The organism is Actinopolyspora alba, assembly GCF_900112765.1.
Taxonomy (GTDB): domain Bacteria; phylum Actinomycetota; class Actinomycetes; order Mycobacteriales; family Pseudonocardiaceae; genus Actinopolyspora; species Actinopolyspora alba.
Window position 1 is genome coordinate 67,463 of the sequence record NZ_FOMZ01000007.1, and the last position, 18,163, is coordinate 85,625.

Sequence of the window (18,163 nt, forward strand, 5' to 3'; positions counted from 1 at the left end):
GGTACCGCCCCCGCGGTGCTCCGATCGTTCGGTGCGCCTGTGCTTGCAACGATTCGATCGAACGCCGCACCGCCGGAGTGCGCCGCTCGCCCCCAGGGTCGCTGTTCGACGCCGAGTGGGCAAGGTCGTGTTCGGGGTGTGCCCCGAACCGACGCCGCTGATCCTTCCGGGATTCGGCCGCCCACTTCGTTCGCGTGTTCATGCACAATCACACTCTGCCATGCTCGCCCGCGCGTACGTTCCGCCGTGGTGCGGCGGTTCCTTGATGTGATCGTGTCCTCGTGGTCCCCAGATCGTGAATGCCGCCCCGCGATTGTGTGGTGCATGGCGGCTCCGTACCCTGACAACGTAATCCGGCCGTGAGGGAGGCAGCGACGCGGTGCTGTACTGGGTGATGAAGTACGTTCTTCTCGGTCCCCTCATGAGGTTGTGGTGCCGTCCCAAAATCGAGGGCGCACACCATGTTCCGGAGTCCGGTGGGGCGATTCTGGTCAGCAACCACCTCGCGGTGGCCGACTCCTTCCTGATGCCGTTGATGCTGCCTCGCCGGGTGACCTTCCTCGCCAAACGCGAGTACTTCACCGGCAAGGGGCTCACCGGCGCGTTGAAGCGAATCTTCTTCAGCGGCGTCGGACAGGTTCCGCTCGACCGCTCCAGTGGCGCGGCGGCCCAGGCCGCGCTGGACACCGGTATCCGCCTGCTGCGCGAGGGGCAGTTGCTGGGGCTGTACCCGGAGGGCACACGTTCCCCGGACGGCCGCCTCTACAAGGGCAAGACCGGTGTGGCGCGCATGGCGCTGGAAGCCGATGTGCCCGTGATTCCGGTCGTGACCATCGGAACCGAGAAGGTCAATCCGATCGGCTCCAAGATGTGGCGCCCCTACAGCGTGCGGGTCCGGGTCGGTCAGCCACTCGACTTCTCCCGGTACGAGGGCCTGGCCGGTGACCGGTTCGCGGAGCGTTCCATCACCGACGAGATCATGTACTCGCTGATGGAACTTTCCGGGCAGGAGTACGTGGACATCTACGCCGACCGGGCCAAGGACGACATCGCCGAGAGCGGGCGCGTGATCAGCAAGCGCGAGCGGCAGGCGGCCAAGGAGGCCGGGAAGTCCGATAAGCGGATGCCGGACTCGAAGGCCGGTTAGACCCCGCGGGATTCGCGGGGCGTCTCCACCGGTGATTCGGGGACGCATACCCTTTTCCAGTGCGGTTTTTCTACGACTGCGAGTTCATCGAGGACGGTCACACCATCGATCTGGTGTCGATCGGTGTGGTAGACGAGACGGGCAGGGAGTTCTACGCCGTCTCCACCGAGTTCGCGGCTGAACGCGCCGGGCCGTGGGTGCGCCAGCACGTGTTACCGCAGCTGCCGTCCCCGGGATCCGGTGCCTGGCGTTCCCGGGACACCATTCGTGACGAGCTCTACGGGTTTCTGACCGCCCACAGGTCCGACATCGAACTGTGGGCCTGGTACGCCGCCTACGATCACGTCGCGTTGGCGCAGTTGTGGGGGGCGATGCCTGCGCTGCCACCGAAGATCCCCAAGTTCACCCGGGACCTGCGCCAGCAGTGGGAGGCCGTCGGAAAGCCCAGGCTTCCCTCCCCGCCGACCAACGCCCACGACGCACTGGCCGACGCCAAGCACAATCTGCGGCGCTGGCAGGTGATCGAGCAGCGGATGCGGGAACTGGGGCATCCGGCTCGGTAGCGTGACCCGCTCGGAAGCGTGCGGGGACAGGGCCCGTGTTCGGTTTACGTGGCTCTCGTGAGGCCCGGCGGCGGCGATCGACGTGAACCACGCGTGGTCCGGATCGGTTCGACCCGGGTGGCCCCGCGTGTCGTCACCGCTGGTTACCCGGTGCGCCCGATCGGATACTTGCTGCACCGATTTAGTCCGTGAAAGGCTCTTCCGCTGAGATCAATATCACGCCGACGGCGTGACGTGTTTCGAGGAGGCGGGATGTCGGCTGCCGAACGTATCGGGGTGCTGACCGGTGGTGGGGACTGCCCCGGTCTCAATGCTGTGATCCGTGCGGTCACCCGGAAAGGGATCGAGGTGCACGGCAAGGAGATCGTCGGTTTCCGCAGCGGCTGGCGTGGACCACTGGAAGGGCTGACCATGCCGCTCGGGCTCGAGGAGGTCGAGCGGATCCTGGATCGTGGTGGCACGATTCTGGGCTCATCCCGGACCAATCCCTACAAGGAGGCCGACGGTGTCGCCCGGATAAAGCGAACCATGGAGGAGCAGCGGATCGACGCGCTCGTCGCCATCGGCGGGGAGGACACGCTGGGCGTCGCGAACGGGTTGCACGAGGAGGGCGTGCCGGTGGTTGGGGTGCCCAAGACCATCGACAACGACCTGGACGCCACCGACTACACGTTCGGGTTCGACACCGCCGTGCACATCGCCACCGAGGCCATCGACCGGCTGCGAACCACGGCCGAGTCGCACCACCGTGCGTTGGTGGTGGAGGTCATGGGAAGGCACGCGGGGTGGATAGCCCTGCACTCCGGCCTGGCCGGGGGAGCGAACGTGATCCTCGGTCCGGAGCAGCGCTTCAGCGTCGACTGGGTCTGCGACTGGGTCACCCGGCGGTTCGAGCGGCAGTACGCCCCGATCATCGTGGTCGCGGAGGGGGCGATTCCCGAGGACGGTGCCGAGGTGCTGCAGGGGGGCGAGCGGGACGCCTTCGGACACGTGCGGCTCGGCGGTGTCGGCACCTGGCTCGCGGAGGAGATCTCGCAGCGGACCGGTAACGAGTCGCGTGCCGTGGTGCTCGGCCACACCCAGCGCGGCGGGACCCCCACAGCCTACGACCGGGTGCTGGCCACCCGGTTCGGGCTGCACGCGATGGACGCGTTGACCGATCGGGACTTCGGCTCGATGGTCGCGCTGCGCGGTACGGAGATCGTGCGTGTTCCGCTGGCGGAGGCCACCGCCCAGCTCAAGACCGTGCCGCTGCACCGCTACACCGAGGCCCAGGCGCTGTTCGGCTGAGGCGCGGTGCCTCGCGAGAGTCCGTGGCAGCGTGCCTCAATCGCTAGGGCGTCGCCCGGCCGGGCGACGCCCTGCGGCACAGACCGCAGCGGCACAGACGCAGTCGTACCGGCAAAGCGGTTCGGGCACCGCGGGGTCGCCGATGGTCCCGCCCGAACCACCCGTCGGCGGGTGTGTGCCCGCTCGCATCGAGCGTGCCGTTCAGCACTCGGGACAGCATCACAGCATGCGGGACGGAACCGCTACGCTGGGCAATATGCCCGTTGACCCCGAAACAGCAGCTCAGGGCGCGCCTTCGGACGGTCTCAAATCCTGGACCGTCGACGTGCCGGTGGACACGCTTCCCGAACTCCCGCCACTACCCGCCGACCTGCGTACCCGTCTCGACGATGCACTGTCCCGCCCGGCAGCTCAGCAGCCGCGGTGGCCGGACCCGGAACAAGTGCGCAACGTGCGCTCGGTACTGGAGAGCGTACCGCCGGTGACCGTCCCCTCCGAGGTTGAGCAGCTGCGCAGCAATCTGGCCGCCGTGGCGCGCGGTGAAGCGTTTCTGCTGCAGGGCGGGGACTGCGCGGAGACCTTCGCGGACAACACCGAACCGCACATCCGCGCCGGTATCCGCACCTTGTTGCAGATGGCCGTGGTGCTGACCTATGGCGCGAGCACCCCGGTCGTCAAGGTCGGCCGGATGGCCGGACAGTACTCCAAACCGCGTTCCAAGGACACCGACTCCCTCGGGCTGCCCGCCTACCGCGGCGACATGGTCAACTCACTGGTGGCCAACGAACAGGCCCGTGCGCACGATCCCTCCCGGATGATCCGTGCCTACGCCAACGCGAGCGCGACGATGAACCTCTCGCGCGCGCTGACCAACGGTGGTATGGCCGCGTTGGAGCAGGTGCACGACTGGAACAAGGACTTCGTCCTCAACTCCCCGGCGGGCGAGCGCTACGAATCCATCGCCGCCGAGATCGATCGTGCGCTTCGGTTCATGTCCGCCTGCGGCGTGGACGACACCAGCCTGCACGGCGTGGACTTCTACTCCAGCCACGAGGCGCTGGTGCTGGATTACGAGCGCGCGATGCTGCGGCTGGACACCAGTGGCCCGGAGCCGAGGTTGTTCGACCTCTCCGGGCACTTCCTCTGGGTGGGGGAGCGGACCCGGCAGTCGGAGGGCGCGCACATCGCCTTCGCCGAGCTGATCGCCAATCCGATCGGCCTCAAGATCGGACCGTCGACCACGCCGGAACAGGCGGTGGAGTACGTCGAACGGCTCGATCCGCACAACGAGCCCGGCAGGCTCACCCTGATCAGCAGGATGGGCAACGACAAGGTCCGCGACACGCTCGGACCCATCGTCGAGAAGGTCACCGCTTCGGGACACCAGGTCATCTGGCAGTGCGACCCGATGCACGGCAACACCCACGAGTCCAGCACCGGTTACAAGACCCGTCACTTCGACCGGGTGGTCGACGAGGTGCAGGGTTTCTTCGAGGTGCATCACCGGCTGGGAACGCATCCCGGCGGTATTCACATCGAGCACACCGGTGAGGACGTCACCGAGTGCCTCGGAGGCGCGCAGGACATCTCGGACACCGACCTGGCCGGACGTTACGAGACCGCGTGCGATCCGCGGCTCAACACCCAGCAGTCGCTGGAACTGGCGTTTTTGATCGCCGAGATGCTGCGCGACTGAGGCCGTTCGTGGGGTGCCGAGCCACCTCGGCACCCTCCCGCCCCGTCGAGTCGGTGGGGCGGGAGGATCGGCTCCGAGCCCGTGGAACCGGGCTCGGAGCGGTTCCCGACCCGGTTCCGCTGCCGGACGAGCCCTCAGAAGGCCGTGACCTTGACCTGCGATCCGCGTTTGACGGTGCTTCCCGGGCTCGGTTGTTGTCGCACCACCCGACCGTTGTCCCTGCCGAACAACGAGTCCACCCGCAGCGTCACTCCGGCCTCCGCCGCCCGCTGCCGCGCCTGTTCCACGGTCTTTCCCCTGAACTCGGGCACCTCGACCGCGCTGGAGAGCACCACACCGACCCGTGGTTCACCGCTCATCGGCACTTCGCTGCCCGCCGAGGGGTCGGTCCGCACCACGTGGCCGTTCGCCACTCCCTCGGCGAACTCCCGCCCGGCCTCGTAGGGCTCGAACCCGGCCTCGCTGAGTGCGGTGAACGCCTGGTCGCGGCCCATGCCCTTCACATCGGGAACGGGTTCGGGAGCGGGACCCCTGCTGACGATGATCGTGACCGAACCGCTCGTCTTCACCCTGCTCCCCGGTTCCGGCGTGACTCCGATCACCCGACCTTTCGGTACGCTGTCGTGGTAGCGATTGACCGAGGAGTCCAGCTCCGGGGACAACTTCGCGTTGCGGAGCTCGCTCTGCACCGCGCTGACCCGGCTGCCCGATTCGATCTCAGGAACGGTGGGGCGCCCCCGCGAGACACGCAACTCCACCTGGTCACCGCTGCGGATCCGGGTTCCTCCCTGCGGGGCGGCACTGATCACGGTGTCCTCGGGGACCGTGTTGTGATACGTCTTCGAGACGTCGGCCCGCAACTCGTTGGCGCGCAGCGCTTCCTTCGCCTCGGAGAGGGATGAGCCGGTCAGTTCCGGTACCCGCACGTACGAGTTTCCGCCCAGCAGCCAGGCGCCCCCGGCGATCAGAGCGCCCAGCAGCACCACGACTCCGACCACGGCCGCCAGGCGGCTTCGACGGCGGGAACCCTCCCGGGAATCGTCGTCGTCCTGTACCGAGGCGAACTCGTTGGTGGTCTCGGAGGCTTCCGCCGTTGGTGCGGAGGTCGGGCGTCGCAAGGCGCGGGTTCCCCGCGGCCCCGGGTCGCTCGTCGTGCCGTTGCCGACAGCGGCGGGTGGTACCGGAGGGATCTGTTCGGTGGGTGGCCCGTCGGGGTCGGACGACTCGGTACTGCCGGGATGCGGTACCGGCACCGGAACACCGGCCAGCCCGATCCCGTCCCGGGTCTGCCGCAACTCGCGAAGCGCGGCCGCCCCGTCCGCGGGACGCCACGCTGGGTCACGACGGGTGAACCGCAGCACCAGCTCGTCCACGGCGGGCGGTAGCTCGGGAACCAGTTCGCTCGGTGGGCGGACATCGTCGTTGACGTGTCGATACGCCACCGAGAGTGCCGTGTCACCGGTGTAGGGAGGACGTCCGGTCAGCAGTTCGTAGAGCACGATCCCAGCCGCGTACACGTCCGACCGGGCGTCCGCGGCCCCGCTGGTCACCTGCTCCGGAGCGAGGTAGGCCACGGTGCCCAGAATTACGTCCCCGCTGGTCGAGCCCGCGCCCGCGGCCGCTCGCACCAGCCCGAAATCGGCCACCTGCACCGAGCCGTCGTGGCCGATCAGCACGTTCTCCGGCTTGATGTCCCGGTGCACCATGCCCGCGTGATGCGCCGCAGAGAGAGCGGCCAGCACGGCCTCCAGCACGCTCAGCGCCACCGACAGCGGCAGTGAACTCCGAGCACGCAACAGGTCCCGTAGCGTGCCGCCCTCGACCAGCCGCATTACCAGGTAGAGCCGGTCCTCGCCGGGTACGCCCCTGTCCACGCCCTGGTCGTAGACGGAGACGATGTTGGGGTGGTGCAGGCGCGCCGCCGCTCTCGCCTCGCGCTCGAACCGTTCGGTGAACGACTGGTCACCGGCGTAGCGGGTGTCCATCACCTTCAGAGCCACCGGCCGGTCCAGCCTGGTGTCCAGGCCGCGGTAAACCGTGGACATGCCGCCGTGGGCGAGCACGTCGTCCACACGGTAGCGTCGTTCCAACAGGTGCCCGAGTGGCCCGTGGGCCCCGTTGCGCGGATCGGGCCTGCCGTTCGGATCCGCACCGTTGCCCGGATCGACCGGGCTCATCGTCTCGCCTCCGCCCGGGCGGAGCCCGTTCGGATCGGCTCGGTCCCGGTTGCCTGGACGGAAGTCATCACGTCGCAACTCGTGCGGATCCTCCCGAACTCACCCTCGAACACGCTACCGATGGTAGGCGAGATAGCGGTGTCCTCGTGGGCGGCATACCGAGGTGGAAATCTGATCGGCGTACTGGCAAGCTGGGTGGTGTGAGTTCGGTTCCTTCCGCTCCGGATGTGCTTTCCACCGACGTGGACGTGGTTTCCATCTCCGCCGTCGCGGAGCGTCTCGGTTATCCGTTGACCAGAGTGCACCAGCTGATCCGTGACGGTCAGCTGGTCGCGATGCGCCGGGAACGTGAGTTGGTGATTCCCGAGGCGTTCCTGACGATGGGCTCCGTCGTCAAGGGGCTTCCGGGCACCATCACGTTGCTGCGGGACAACGGCTACACCGAGGACGAGATTCTCGAGTGGCTGTTCACCCCCGACGACACGCTCCCCGGCACCCCGATCGACGCGTTGCGTGGTGACCGTGGCCGCGAGGTCAAACGGCGTGCGCAGGCCATGGCATTGTGATCGACGGGCCGGTGCGAACCGGCCGTGCGGGACTTCCGCGACGGGATGACCCGCTTCGCGTGGGCGTCCGCTTCGCGTGAGCACCGGCTCCGGGGAGAGCTCCGGCCGGGGTTCGACCGCGTGCGTGCCAGTGGCTCCGATGTCAGCGGCCCCTATGTCAGCGGCTGCGGGCGGTCACCGTGATCGCGAGTTCCTTGAGCCGGGTCGCGGCCGGTTCCGCGAGTTCGTCGGTGTGCAGTGCCGACATCGCGGACTCAGTCAGCTCGTCGATGCGTCGTTCCACGGCTTCGACCGCACCGAGTCGGGTCAGTGCCTCCTGGACAAGTTCCACGCGGGGCCGGGTCAGCTCGGAGTCGCCCAGCGCGGAGCTCAGCAGTCGTGCGGCCGCCTCGTCGTGCTGCTGCCGGGCCCGCAGCATTCCCTCGGCCACCAGCACGGTGCGCTTGCCCTCGCGCAGATCGTCGCCCGCCGGTTTACCGGTGATCTCGGGGTCGCCGAACACGCCGAGCAGGTCGTCGCGCAGTTGGAACGCGATTCCGATGTCCGCGCCGAAGGCGCGCAGTGTCGACACCGTGGCCGGGTCGGCGCACCCCACCCGCGCTCCGAACTGCAACGGACGTTCCACAGTGTAGGAAGCGGATTTGAGCTGGTCGATCCGCAGTGCCGAATCCGGGGACTCGTCAGCGCGGGCCTGCCCGAGCATGTCCAGGTACTGACCCGCGAGTACCTCGGTACGCATCGATCGCCACGGCTCCAAGGCTCGTTGCAGCGCGTCCTGGGGCAACCCCGCGGCGTGCAGCATGTCATCGGCCCAACTCAGCGCCAGGTCGCCCAACAACACGGCCGCCGCGAGTCCGAAGTGCTCCGGGGTCCCCGTGTAGCCGTTCTCCCGGTGCGCCGCCGCGAACCGCACGTGCACGGTCGGGCTGCCCCGCCTGGTGGCCGAGCCGTCGATGAGGTCGTCGTGGATCAGCGCGCATGCCTGGATCAGTTCCAGCGCGCTGGCCGCGCGCAGCATGCTCGCGGCGTCCCGGTCCCGCTCCTCGTTTCCGGCCGCGCGCCAACCCCACCACGCGAAGGTGGGGCGGATCCGTTTGCCGCCGCGCAGCACGAATTCCGACACTTCCTCGGCGGCTTCGGAGATGGCGGGATCCAGCTCGGCACACTCCCGGACCCGCACGCGAAGGTAGTCGGTCAGTTCCCGGCGTACGTGCTCCGCGACATCGTGATCCACGTCCGGTGTCGTCTCGTCTCCTGCCGGTGGGTTCTCCAGGGACATGTCCTAATCCTCCGTGACGAGCGGGTGCGTCCGCACCACGGGGTGCGCCCGCGTCGCGCTGCGCACCGGCTCGGCGCACGTCGCCGCTCACCAGCGCTCACCAACCGGTGACACCGACTCACCCGTCGGGGAATCGGTCGCACGGGCGAGTTCCGTCCTGTTACTCAGCGTCTCCCGGAGTCGGCGCGGGCGCGCTGGCGGGTGACGAGTGCCAGTACCGCCACCAGCAGTGCCGTTCCGAACGTCACGCCTCCCAGTACCAACGACCAGCCGAACAGACCCGCGCTCCTGGCATCGGTGAACTGGAAGGTCGCCGACATCTCGGTGACCTCCCCGGGCTGGGGTCGCCAGCTGACCATCCCCGCGTTCGTCTCGCCGTTGGTAGTGGTCACCTCGCCCGGCGCGCTGATCTCCACCAGCACCTCCGAATCGGTTTCCGCCAGCGGAGTCAGATCCACCGAGCCCCTCACCTCGACGAGTGAACCGGATCTGGAGATCGACAGCTTGTACCGCGAACCCGCCCGGTTAAGCTCGGCCGCCAGCCGTTCCACCTCCTCGAAGCTCAGTTCGTCGAACTCCAGCTTGGAACCACGGGCCTCCCCCTCCCGGTACGAACTCAGCCGGACCTTGTCGGAGAGCTCCTCCGGTACCCGCAGCCGGAAGTCGTGCCGGTCCGAAGTCGGTGGGACGGCGACCATCACCTCACCGGAAACCTTGTCCTTGCCGTTGATACTCAGCGACACGGTCGCGTTCAGACACCCCGAGACGAGGATGCCCACAAGCATGATCATCAGCGACGCGCCCCATCGGGAACGAGTCGCGTTACCGAAACACCGCACACCCCGCACCTTTGTGATCGTGCCACGTCACAGCGTTTTTCACCGGCTGCGCGCGGTGGTGTGCCGTCCGAGGTGGCGGATCCGTGTTCGGTGCCGCGGCTCGGCGAGGTAGCGTGCTGCCATGTCAACCGAGGCCCGGGGCGTGCACGAGATCAGCAACCGTTACGTGGAGGAGCTCGCGGCGCTCGATCCCATAGCCGCGACCATGCTGGGGTTTTCCGTGGGGCAGCAGGAGTTGCCCGACTACTCGCCGGACGGTCATCGTGCGCGGGGTGACCTGGCTCGGCGTGCCCTGGCGGAGATCGCGGCCGCCGAGCCCGTCGACGAGTCGGAGCGGATCGCCAAGGCGGTGTTCACCGAACGGGTCGGGCTGGACGTCGAACTGCACGAGGCCGGTGCCGACATGTCGGCGCTGAACGTCATCGCGAGCCCGGTCCAGGAGCTGCGGCAGGTCTTCGACCTGATGCCGGGCGAGACCGAGGGGCACTGGGACGACATCGCCAAACGGATGTCCGCCATGCCCGCGGCCGTCAAGGGGCTGACCGCGGGCCTGACCGAAGCGGCCGCCAACGGCGACGTCGCCGCGGCACGACAGGTCAAGCGCGTCGCGGAACAGTGCGACACCTGGTCCGGCAGGATCGACGGCAAGTCCTTCTTCGGGGACATGGTCACGCGTGCCGAAAACCTTTCCCCGGGATCGCGCGACGAGCTCAACGCCGCTGCCAACGTCGCATCGGAGGCCTACGCCGGACTCGCGGACTTCCTGCGAGATGAGCTGTTGCCGCAGGCTCCGGCCGAGGACGCCGTGGGGGAGGAACGCTACCGTCTCTGGTCGAGGTACTTCACCGGCGCGAAGCTGGACCTGCACGAGGCTTACGAGTGGGGTTGGCAGGAGTTCGCGGCGATCGAGGCGGACATGAAACGTGTCGCCGATCGGATCAAGCCCTCGGCGACTCTCGCGGAGGCGGCCGCGGCCCTGGACGCCGATCCGCGTTATCGGGTGCACGGTCAGCGTGCCCTCGCGCAGTGGATGCAGCGGTTGTCCGATCAGGCGTTGCGGGATCTGAGCCGGACACAGTTCGACATTCCCGAGCCGTTGCTGAACCTGGAGTGCCTCATCGCCCCGCCCGGTGGTGGAACGGGGGCCTACTACACGCCGCCGAACGACGACTTCAGCAGGCCCGGCCGGATGTGGTGGTCCGTTCCACCGGACAAGGACGAGTACTCCACCTGGCGTGAGGTTTCCACCGTTTACCACGAAGGTGTGCCGGGACATCATCTGCAGGTGGCAACGGCGGTGCACCAGGCCGAGAGACTGAACAAGTTCCAGCGATTGGGCTGCTTCGTCTCCGCTCACGGTGAGGGGTGGGCGCTGTACGCCGAGCGGCTGATGCGTGAGCTGGGCTACTTCGCGGACGACGGCAATCTGCTCGGGATGCTCAACGAGCAGTTGTTCCGAGCGGCCCGCGTGATCGTGGACATCGGTATGCACCTGCGGCTCCGCATTCCGGAGGGGACCGGCTTCCACGAGGGGCGGACCTGGACTCCCGAACTCGGGCTGGAGTTCATGCTCACCCGCACCATCACCGACACCGCTCTCGTGCGCGACGAGATAGACCGTTATCTGGGGTGGCCGGGGCAGGCCCCGTCCTACAAGCTCGGTGAGCGGCTGTGGCTGTCCGCGCGGGACGAGGCACGACAGCGCCACGGCGAGGACTTCGACCTCAAGCGGTTCCACCGCGACGCGCTGGAGATGGGGCCCATGGGGTTGGACACGCTGCGGGAGCAGCTCTCCTACCTGTGAGTCGGTTTCCGAGGGCCTGCCGCGCCGGACTCCGGCGCGGCAGGCCCTCGGAAGTCACGCCTCCAGCGGCAGGTCGCGCCCCAGTACGGCGAACGGGCGAGGGTCACCGCTGAATCGGTAGTCGCGCAGCACGTCGACGAAACCGAGCCGGCGGTAGAGTCGCCACGCCCTGGTGGGACCCTCCGGGGTGGACAGCAGCACCTTCGCGCCCGGTGCGGAGGCCAGCAGGGTGCGCAGGATGCTCTCCCCCAGTCCGTGTCCCTGCGTGTCCGGGTGGACGTGCAGCTCGGTCAGCTCGAAGTAGTCGTCCAGCCACTTGTGTGCCCGTTGTTGGGGCAGGCGTTCCAGCATCCCGCGACGCACCTGCTCGTGCCACCACTGGCCGGTGGCCCCCGAGTAGCCGTAACCGACGCCGCTCACTTCGTCCCGGTCGTTGAACGCCACCACGCAGCGCCATCCGGCGCGTGACATGTGTGCCGACCAGATCGGAATACGCTGCTGCGTGGCCCAGGTGGGATAGCCCATGGCCGTGACGTATACCCGCACGGCTTCGGGCAGCCTGGCACGCAGCTCGTCGGCGGAAAGTTCCACCACTCGTTCGCAACGCGGAGACGGTGCAGCGGTCACAGCTTCGCACCCTAGAGGATTCACCGCCGACTACGCTTCCCGGTGGGGGATGATGCGACGCCGTGGTGGCGCTGTGCGCGCGCGGCTCGCCGCCGCTTCAATTCCGCAGCCGCAGTCCCTGCGGAGTGGGCCGGAACCCGGCCGCGACGAGGATTCCCGCCAGCTCGCCGCCGATCGCGCTCTCCCCGTCGGCACGGCGGAACACCAGCTGTTCCAGTTCTCCCTCGGTCACCGCCTCGGCCAGCCGCCCCGCGGCGGCACGCAGTGGCCGTTCCCGTTCGGTGAACGACAGCAACGACTTGCCGCCCCGCTCGATGTAGAACACCGGCTCCCCGTCGACGAGCACCACCAGCGCACCGGCTTTACGCCCCGGCCGGTGCCGGGTGTCCCCGGCCACCTCCGGCCAGGGCAGCGCCGCACCGTAGGGCTGCGCCGGGTCGGTCGCGGCGAGCAGCACCGCCCGATCCGGGTCCTGCTGTCGGGTCGAGCCGTCGAAGTCGCGCAATCGGTCGACGGCCCCGGGGGCCGCGAACTGCGCGGGGCCCAACCCGGCCACCACGTAGCCGCGTCCGCAGCCGCCCGCCTCCTCCATGGCCCGCAGCACCCGGTAGACGGCACCGAACCCACCCGCCACCCGTTCGATCTCCAGCGAGCCGCGGGTCAGCACGCCGTGGCGCTGCAGGAAGGTCTCGGTGCGCGCGCTCGCGCGGCGGGTGGTCTCCCCCGAGGGCGTCGGCGCCAGTGACCAGCGGCCCGTCACGCTGGGCGGCCCGGATCCCGCCGTGGACACCGCCCTGACCGAAGTCGGCCTGGCGTAGCGTCCCCGTGGCACGCGTCGGGGACGACGGTTGGTGTGTCGGCCGGACAGCAGGGCGCGCAGCGGCGCGAGGGTGTCGTTGGTGACCTCACCGGACCACACCAGGTCCCACAGCGCCGAGATCAGCGTGGCTTCGCTCGTTCTCGTGCCCCCGCGCCGGTCGAGCAGTTCGGTGGCGCGGTCGGCCAGCTGTCGGAAGAACAGCGCGCCGTCCCCCAGGGCCTCCCGGACGGCGTCGTGGGCGTCCGAGTTCTCGTGGCTGCTCACCCGGTCCGGTAGCACCAGATCGGCGATGTCGGACGGCGCCAGCGCCACCCAACCGTCGCCGTGCGCCAACGCGCCGGCTCCGACCCAGACCACCTCGCCGCCGGTGGTGAGTTCGTCCAGCATGGCCGGTCGGTAGCCGGGAACTCGTGCGGGCAGGACCAGCGATTCCAGCGAACCAGCGGTCAGCGGGACTCCCGCCAGCTGTTCGACCACCGCGAGCACGTCGGCCGCGGAACCGTCCCGCTGCGAGCCGACACCTCGCGAGCCGACACCGTTCGGGACCACACCCTGCCAGACCGGCAGGAACCTGCCCAGCGCCGCCGGTTCGGCCGGTTCGATCTCGGAGCGGAGCTTGGCCAGCGAAGCACGTCGTAGCCTGCGCAGCACCTCGGCGTCGCAGTACTCCGCACCGCCGTCGCCGCCCGCCTCGACCGGACGCAGTTCGCCGCGGACCAACCGGCCGGAGCTCCGCAGTCGCTCCAGGATCTCCGTGACCACAGCCGCACCGAGCCCGAACCGCTCCGCGAGCGCGTCGGCACGGAACGGTCCACGGCACCTCGCGAACCGTGAGACCAGTTCGCCCAGCGGATCCTCGACCCGTTCGGTGAACGCTTCGGGAACACGGTCGGGCAGGGCGATGCCCAGCCCGTCCCGGACCCTGCCCGCGTCCTCGACGGCGATCCACCTCGCTTCGCCCGCGACGTGCACCAGCAGCGCGCGCTGCTGTCGCGCCAGGTCCGCGAGCCACTCCCGCCGGATGCCCCGTGCAGCGGCCTCGTCCTCGGTGAGGTCCCCCAGCACTCGAAGCATGTCCGCCGTGTCCTCCGGGCCGCGGGCGTGCCTTCGCCGCTCCAGCCGCTGCAGCCCGTTCTCCACCTCGACGACGACCTCGGCGTCCAGCAGCTGCCGCATCTCCTCCGAGCCGAGCAGTTCGGCCAGCAGCGCGGTGTCCAGACTCAGCGCCGCCGATCTGCGTTCGGCGAGCGGAGCGTCCGACTCGTACAGGAACATCCCGGCATAGCCGAACAGCAGGCTCCGCGCGAAGGGGGAAGGGCCGGTGGTGGACACCTCGACCACCCGGATGCGGTGTCGGGCTATCTCCGACATCAGCTCACGCAGCCCGGCCACGTCGTAGACGTCGCGCAGGCACTCCCGCATCGCCTCCAGCACGATCGGGAAGCGCTCGTAGCGCGCGGCCACCTCCAACAGCCGGGTGGCACGTTGGCGCTGCTGCCACAGCGGAGCGCGGCGTCCCGGGTCCCGGCGGGGCAGCAGCAGCGCCCGCCCCGCGCACTCCCTGAACCGGGAGGCGAACAGTGCCGAACCGGCTATCGAGTCGGTGACCAGCTGTTCCACCTCCTCCGGCGCTAGCACGAGATCCTCGGCGTTCGGCACCACCTCGGCCCCGGAGTCGTCGAGTGCGTCGCTGACGCGCAGCACGATCCCCTCGTCGGCGGAAACCGGTCGGACGTCCACGCCTCCGCGTTCGCGCAGCCGCGTGCCGAGCGCCAGTGCCCACGGCGCGTTGACCCGCTCGCCGAACGGGGAGTGCACCACTATCCGCCAGTCGCCGAGCTCGTCCCTGAACCGCTCCACCACGATCGTGTGATCGTCCGGTACGTGGCCGGTAGCCGCCCGCTGCTCCGCCAGGTAAGCCAGCAGGTTCTCCCGGGCGGGGCGGTCCAGCCCGGCCTCGTGGGTGCGCTCACGGGCCCCTTCGGAAGTGGCGGAGGAGATCTCGCGCAGAAACCCACCGACCGCGCGCCCCAGCTCCAGGGGACGGCCCGTCGAGTCCCCCTTCCAGAACGGCATCCTCGCCGGGGTCCCCGGAGCCGGTGTCACGATCACCTGGTCGTGAGTGATCTCGGAGATCCGCCACGAGGAGGTTCCCAGCAGAAAAGTGTCCCCGACCCGGGACTCGTGGACCATCTCCTCGTCCAGTTCGCCGACCCGCTTCCGGCCGGAACCCCCCGCCGCGTCGGCGGCCCGCGTGACCACGGTGAACAGTCCCCGGTCCGGGATCGTGCCACCGGAGGTCACGGCCAGTCGCCGCGTGCCGGGACGGGGACGCAGTTCGTCGGTGGTCCTGTCCCACACGATCCTGGCCCGCAGCTCGCCGAACTCCTCGCTCGGATAGCGCCCCGCGAGCATGTCCAGCACCGATCGGAACGCCGAGTCGGGCAGTTCGGCGAACGGTGCCGACCGTCGCAGCAGCGTGGCGAGCTCTTCCACCCCGCGGACATCCATGGCCACCGCGGCCACGATCTGCTGTGCCAGTACGTCCAGCGGGTTGCGAGGTATCGACAGCGCCTCGATCGCTCCCGAACGCATCCGTTCCGCCACCACAGCGCATCCGACGAGGTCACCGCGGAACTTGGGGAAAACGACTCCTCGCGAGGGCTCCCCGACCCGATGACCGCCCCGCCCGATCCGTTGCGTCCCCGAGGCCACGCTGGGTGGTGTCTCGAGCTGTACGACCAGGTCCACGGCCCCCATGTCGATGCCCAGTTCCAGCGACGAAGTCGCCACCACGCAGGGCAGCTCGCCCGATTTGAGCTCCTCCTCCACCGAAGTGCGCTGCTGCTTGGACATCGAACCGTGATGCGCACGCGCCACCACCGCCGCCACACCGCTGGTGACGCCCGAGGCCCCGACCGCCTCGGCGGGAAACGACCACGGTCCGTCCCGGGGTGCCGTGCTCGCCCCGTCCGGATCGCGCTCCGCGGCGAGCTCGTTGAGCCCGGATGTCAGCCGCTCGGCCAGCCGTCGCGAATTGGTGAACACGATCGTGGATCGATGCCGGCGGACCAGTTCCAGGATCCGCTCCCGCAGCGCGGGCCAGACGGAGGCGGTAGGTCCGCTCGCACCCTCCACTTCGGCGGTCCCCGACTCGGGGCGCGCCATGTCCTCAACCGGAGCCCGCACCGAAACGTCGACCTGTTTCGGATCGGGCGGGCGGACCACCCGGACCGGTCTGCCCCCCGCCAGGAACTCGCTCGCCTCGTCGACGGGGCGCACCGTCGCGGAGAGCCCGATCCGCTGTGCCGGACCGGGCGACAACTCGTCCAACCTGTCCAGGGACACCGCCAGATGCGCGCCGCGCTTGTCGCCGGCCATCGCGTGCACCTCGTCCACGATGACCGTCTCCACTCCGCGCAACGCCTCCCGAGCGGTCGAGGTCAGCAGCAGGAAAAGCGATTCCGGGGTGGTGACCAGGATGTCGCTCGGACGCCTTCCGAAAGCTCGCCGTTCGTCGGTGGGAGTGTCACCGGTGCGGGTGGCCACGCCGACATCCGTGATCTCCACACCCAGCCGGTGGGCCTCCCGCTCGATTCCCGTGAGCGGGGTGCGCAGGTTGCGGCGCACATCCGCTACGAGTGCTTTCATCGGCGAGACGTACAGCACCCGACACCGCCGTTTCGGGTCCTCCGGCACGGCGGTGTGGGTCAGCCGGTCCAGGGCGGTCAGGAACGCGGCCAGCGTCTTGCCCGAACCGGTCGGTGCGATCACCAGGGTGTGCTGTCCGGAGGTGATCTCCCGCCATGCCTCCGCCTGCGAGGGGGTGGGCGCCTCGAACGTCTCGCGGAACCACCCCCGTGTAGGCGGCGAGAACCGTTCCAGTGGATCCGTCACGGTTCCATGCTGAAGTCAATGTCCGACACGCGCGCTCGGTGGACAACGACTCGCTCGGTGCGCGGGCACCACTTCCGTCGTCAGCGCCCCCGCTGGTTCCACAACCTGCGCAGCAGCAGGATCACTATGATCAGCAACATGGCGGCCAGCGCCGCCTGCCCCCACGCCGAGGACAATCCGGTCAATTCGGCCTGCGACATGGCACCAGCCTATCCGGCGGGCGCGGATCTCCTCATCCGTGCGGTGCACGTAGCCTGGTCAGGATGCGTTACACGGTTTTGCGGCGGCGAATGGCCGAGGAGTTCGGCGATGTCCGGGCCGACACGTTGGCCAGGGACCACGTGCTGGCCGCGTTGGGTGAGCGCACCGTCAATCAGGCACTGGAAGCGGGCTGGGACCCCAAGCGTGTCTGGTCGGTACTCTGCGACAGCTTCGAGGTGCCCAGCAGCAGGCGCTGATCGGGCTCGGTACTCGCGCGGGCTCGGGTATTCGGATGGAGGAGGCTCCTCAGCCGCCGGAGCCGGTCTCTCCCGTTCCCGTCCCGGAGGGTTTCCGTTCGCTCCGCAGCGCCTGCTGGATGTGGGCGTAGTGCTCGTAGGCGCGTTGCCGTTCCGCCCTGGCCAGGCGCAGCGCCTCCGCTCGAACCAACTGCTCCTGCTCCGGAGTGGCGTGTCCCTCTCCCAGCGCGACTTCCGCGTCGGCCAGTGGTTTCAGCTCGTCGGCCCGCTGTTCCTCCGCGCCGCGTTGTTCGGGTACCTCGCCCTCGGGCGGTTCCCGGTGTCGGTAGCGCACGAACGGATTGTCCTCGGGCAGTCCGCCACTGACCCGGCCGTAAAGTCCGAGGAACAACAGCAGCATGCCCGCTATCAGGCTGAACACCACGTTCTGCATCTCGAACGCGAGCAGGTTCCACCCGGTTTCGAGCACAGCCAGGTTGGCCAGGCCGGACAGCAGGAACAACGCGCCGATCGTCGTGGTGACCGTGGATGCCAACGGTCCTCCGATCGCGGCCGCCGCGATCAGCGACGCCCCCACCACGACGGAGATCAGCGAAAGCAGCCCGTTGCTGGAAAGCCCCAGGATCTGCTGACCGCTGGTCGAGAAGAACCCGAGGTTGTTGGTGAATCCGAGCACGCCGAAGGCGATCAGCGCGCCGCCGAAGGCGGCGGCCCCACCCCGGTAGACCTTGCTCAACCAGTGTGTCGGCGGCAGATAACGATCGATGCGCATCCGGCCACCTCCTGACGCCCGTCGCGCGGGCAGTAGTGGTCGTTCGTCCTGCCCGGGTGGGCCCGTTGCGAGCTCGCGGTGGAAGCCCTCGGCGTGAGTCTCTGGCCGGGGTCGCCGGTGCGAGCTCCTGGGGCGTGCCCGGTGGAACGGCTCCAGTGTCCCCCGGGGGAGCGACAGATCGCACCTGATCAGTAGGGGAGACGCGGCGGCCGTGGCGGCGTGTCGACA

The 18,163-nt window shown here is 69.0% G+C and carries 13 protein-coding genes; 7 read left to right on the forward strand and 6 right to left on the reverse strand.

Annotated features, from left to right (window positions below):
* Nucleotides 1-379: 379 nt before the first annotated feature.
* The 4 genes from BM150_RS11750 to BM150_RS11765 all read left to right on the forward strand — a co-directional run bounded on the left by BM150_RS11750 (nucleotide 380) and on the right by BM150_RS11765 (nucleotide 4,696).
* Complete coding sequence (locus BM150_RS11750; protein ID WP_092927079.1) at nucleotides 380-1,147, forward strand: lysophospholipid acyltransferase family protein; 768 nt, start codon at nucleotides 380-382, stop codon at nucleotides 1,145-1,147.
* A 59-nt stretch (nucleotides 1,148-1,206) separates the two neighbouring features.
* Nucleotides 1,207-1,710 carry a polyadenylate-specific 3'-exoribonuclease AS gene (locus BM150_RS11755; RefSeq protein WP_092927081.1) on the forward strand — a complete coding sequence of 168 codons (504 nt, stop codon included), beginning with the start codon at nucleotides 1,207-1,209 and terminating at the stop codon, nucleotides 1,708-1,710.
* A gap of 252 nt (nucleotides 1,711-1,962) precedes the next feature.
* Nucleotides 1,963-3,000, forward strand: a complete 1,038-nt coding sequence (locus tag BM150_RS11760) for a 6-phosphofructokinase (protein ID WP_092927083.1) — start codon at nucleotides 1,963-1,965, stop codon at nucleotides 2,998-3,000.
* Nucleotides 3,001-3,256: 256 nt separating this feature from the next.
* The gene (locus BM150_RS11765) at nucleotides 3,257-4,696 is read left to right on the forward strand and encodes a class II 3-deoxy-7-phosphoheptulonate synthase (protein ID WP_092927494.1); all 1,440 of its coding nucleotides are present in this window, start codon (nucleotides 3,257-3,259) and stop codon (nucleotides 4,694-4,696) included.
* A gap of 134 nt (nucleotides 4,697-4,830) precedes the next feature.
* Here the strand turns inward: BM150_RS11765 and pknB are convergent, their stop codons facing one another.
* Complete coding sequence (gene pknB, locus BM150_RS11770) at nucleotides 4,831-6,873, reverse strand: Stk1 family PASTA domain-containing Ser/Thr kinase (protein ID WP_092927085.1); 2,043 nt, start codon at nucleotides 6,871-6,873, stop codon at nucleotides 4,831-4,833.
* Nucleotides 6,874-7,073: 200 nt separating this feature from the next.
* On the opposite strand from pknB, the gene BM150_RS11775 reads away from it, so the two are divergent.
* Nucleotides 7,074-7,439 carry an Rv2175c family DNA-binding protein gene (locus tag BM150_RS11775; protein ID WP_217641598.1) on the forward strand — a complete coding sequence of 122 codons (366 nt, stop codon included), beginning with the start codon at nucleotides 7,074-7,076 and terminating at the stop codon, nucleotides 7,437-7,439.
* A 157-nt stretch (nucleotides 7,440-7,596) separates the two neighbouring features.
* On the opposite strand, the gene BM150_RS11780 is transcribed toward BM150_RS11775, so the two are convergent.
* Together BM150_RS11780 and BM150_RS11785 are read right to left on the reverse strand one after the other, a co-directional pair.
* Nucleotides 7,597-8,718, reverse strand: coding sequence for a polyprenyl synthetase family protein (locus BM150_RS11780; protein WP_092927087.1), 1,122 nt, complete (start codon nucleotides 8,716-8,718; stop codon nucleotides 7,597-7,599).
* A 164-nt stretch (nucleotides 8,719-8,882) separates the two neighbouring features.
* On the reverse strand, nucleotides 8,883-9,509 hold the full coding sequence (locus BM150_RS11785; protein ID WP_092927089.1) for a DUF3153 domain-containing protein: 627 nt from the start codon (nucleotides 9,507-9,509) through the stop codon (nucleotides 8,883-8,885).
* Between the two features lie 169 nt (nucleotides 9,510-9,678).
* On the opposite strand from BM150_RS11785, the gene BM150_RS11790 reads away from it, so the two are divergent.
* On the forward strand, nucleotides 9,679-11,361 hold the full coding sequence (locus tag BM150_RS11790; RefSeq protein ID WP_092927091.1) for a DUF885 domain-containing protein: 1,683 nt from the start codon (nucleotides 9,679-9,681) through the stop codon (nucleotides 11,359-11,361).
* A 54-nt stretch (nucleotides 11,362-11,415) separates the two neighbouring features.
* Here BM150_RS11790 and BM150_RS11795 read toward each other — a convergent pair whose 3' ends face one another.
* Both BM150_RS11795 and BM150_RS11800 read right to left on the reverse strand, forming a co-directional pair.
* Entirely contained in the window at nucleotides 11,416-11,988 is a 573-nt protein-coding gene (locus BM150_RS11795) for a GNAT family N-acetyltransferase (RefSeq protein ID WP_092927093.1), read from the reverse strand.
* Nucleotides 11,989-12,085: 97 nt separating this feature from the next.
* Nucleotides 12,086-16,705: an ATP-dependent helicase gene (locus tag BM150_RS11800; RefSeq protein ID WP_092927095.1), complete on the reverse strand. Its 4,620-nt coding sequence runs from the start codon at nucleotides 16,703-16,705 to the stop codon at nucleotides 12,086-12,088.
* A gap of 263 nt (nucleotides 16,706-16,968) precedes the next feature.
* Between BM150_RS11800 and BM150_RS11805 the strand changes: the two genes are divergently transcribed.
* Complete coding sequence (locus BM150_RS11805) at nucleotides 16,969-17,163, forward strand: DUF3046 domain-containing protein (RefSeq protein ID WP_092927097.1); 195 nt, start codon at nucleotides 16,969-16,971, stop codon at nucleotides 17,161-17,163.
* Between the two features lie 49 nt (nucleotides 17,164-17,212).
* Here BM150_RS11805 and BM150_RS11810 read toward each other — a convergent pair whose 3' ends face one another.
* Nucleotides 17,213-17,935: a DUF4383 domain-containing protein gene (locus tag BM150_RS11810; RefSeq protein WP_092927099.1), complete on the reverse strand. Its 723-nt coding sequence runs from the start codon at nucleotides 17,933-17,935 to the stop codon at nucleotides 17,213-17,215.
* Nucleotides 17,936-18,163: the final 228 nt, after the last annotated feature.

Coding starts and splice junctions, on each gene's coding strand:
- BM150_RS11785 (WP_092927089.1), bottom strand. CDS start 9,509: ATGATCATGCTTGTGGGCATCCTCGTCTCGGGGTGTCTGAACGCGACC.
- pknB (WP_092927085.1), bottom strand. CDS start 6,873: ATGAGCCCGGTCGATCCGGGCAACGGTGCGGATCCGAACGGCAGGCCC.
- BM150_RS11765 (WP_092927494.1), top strand. CDS start 3,257: ATGCCCGTTGACCCCGAAACAGCAGCTCAGGGCGCGCCTTCGGACGGT.
- BM150_RS11760 (WP_092927083.1), top strand. CDS start 1,963: ATGTCGGCTGCCGAACGTATCGGGGTGCTGACCGGTGGTGGGGACTGC.
- BM150_RS11780 (WP_092927087.1), bottom strand. CDS start 8,718: ATGTCCCTGGAGAACCCACCGGCAGGAGACGAGACGACACCGGACGTG.
- BM150_RS11810 (WP_092927099.1), bottom strand. CDS start 17,935: ATGCGCATCGATCGTTATCTGCCGCCGACACACTGGTTGAGCAAGGTC.
- BM150_RS11790 (WP_092927091.1), top strand. CDS start 9,679: ATGTCAACCGAGGCCCGGGGCGTGCACGAGATCAGCAACCGTTACGTG.
- BM150_RS11805 (WP_092927097.1), top strand. CDS start 16,969: ATGCGTTACACGGTTTTGCGGCGGCGAATGGCCGAGGAGTTCGGCGAT.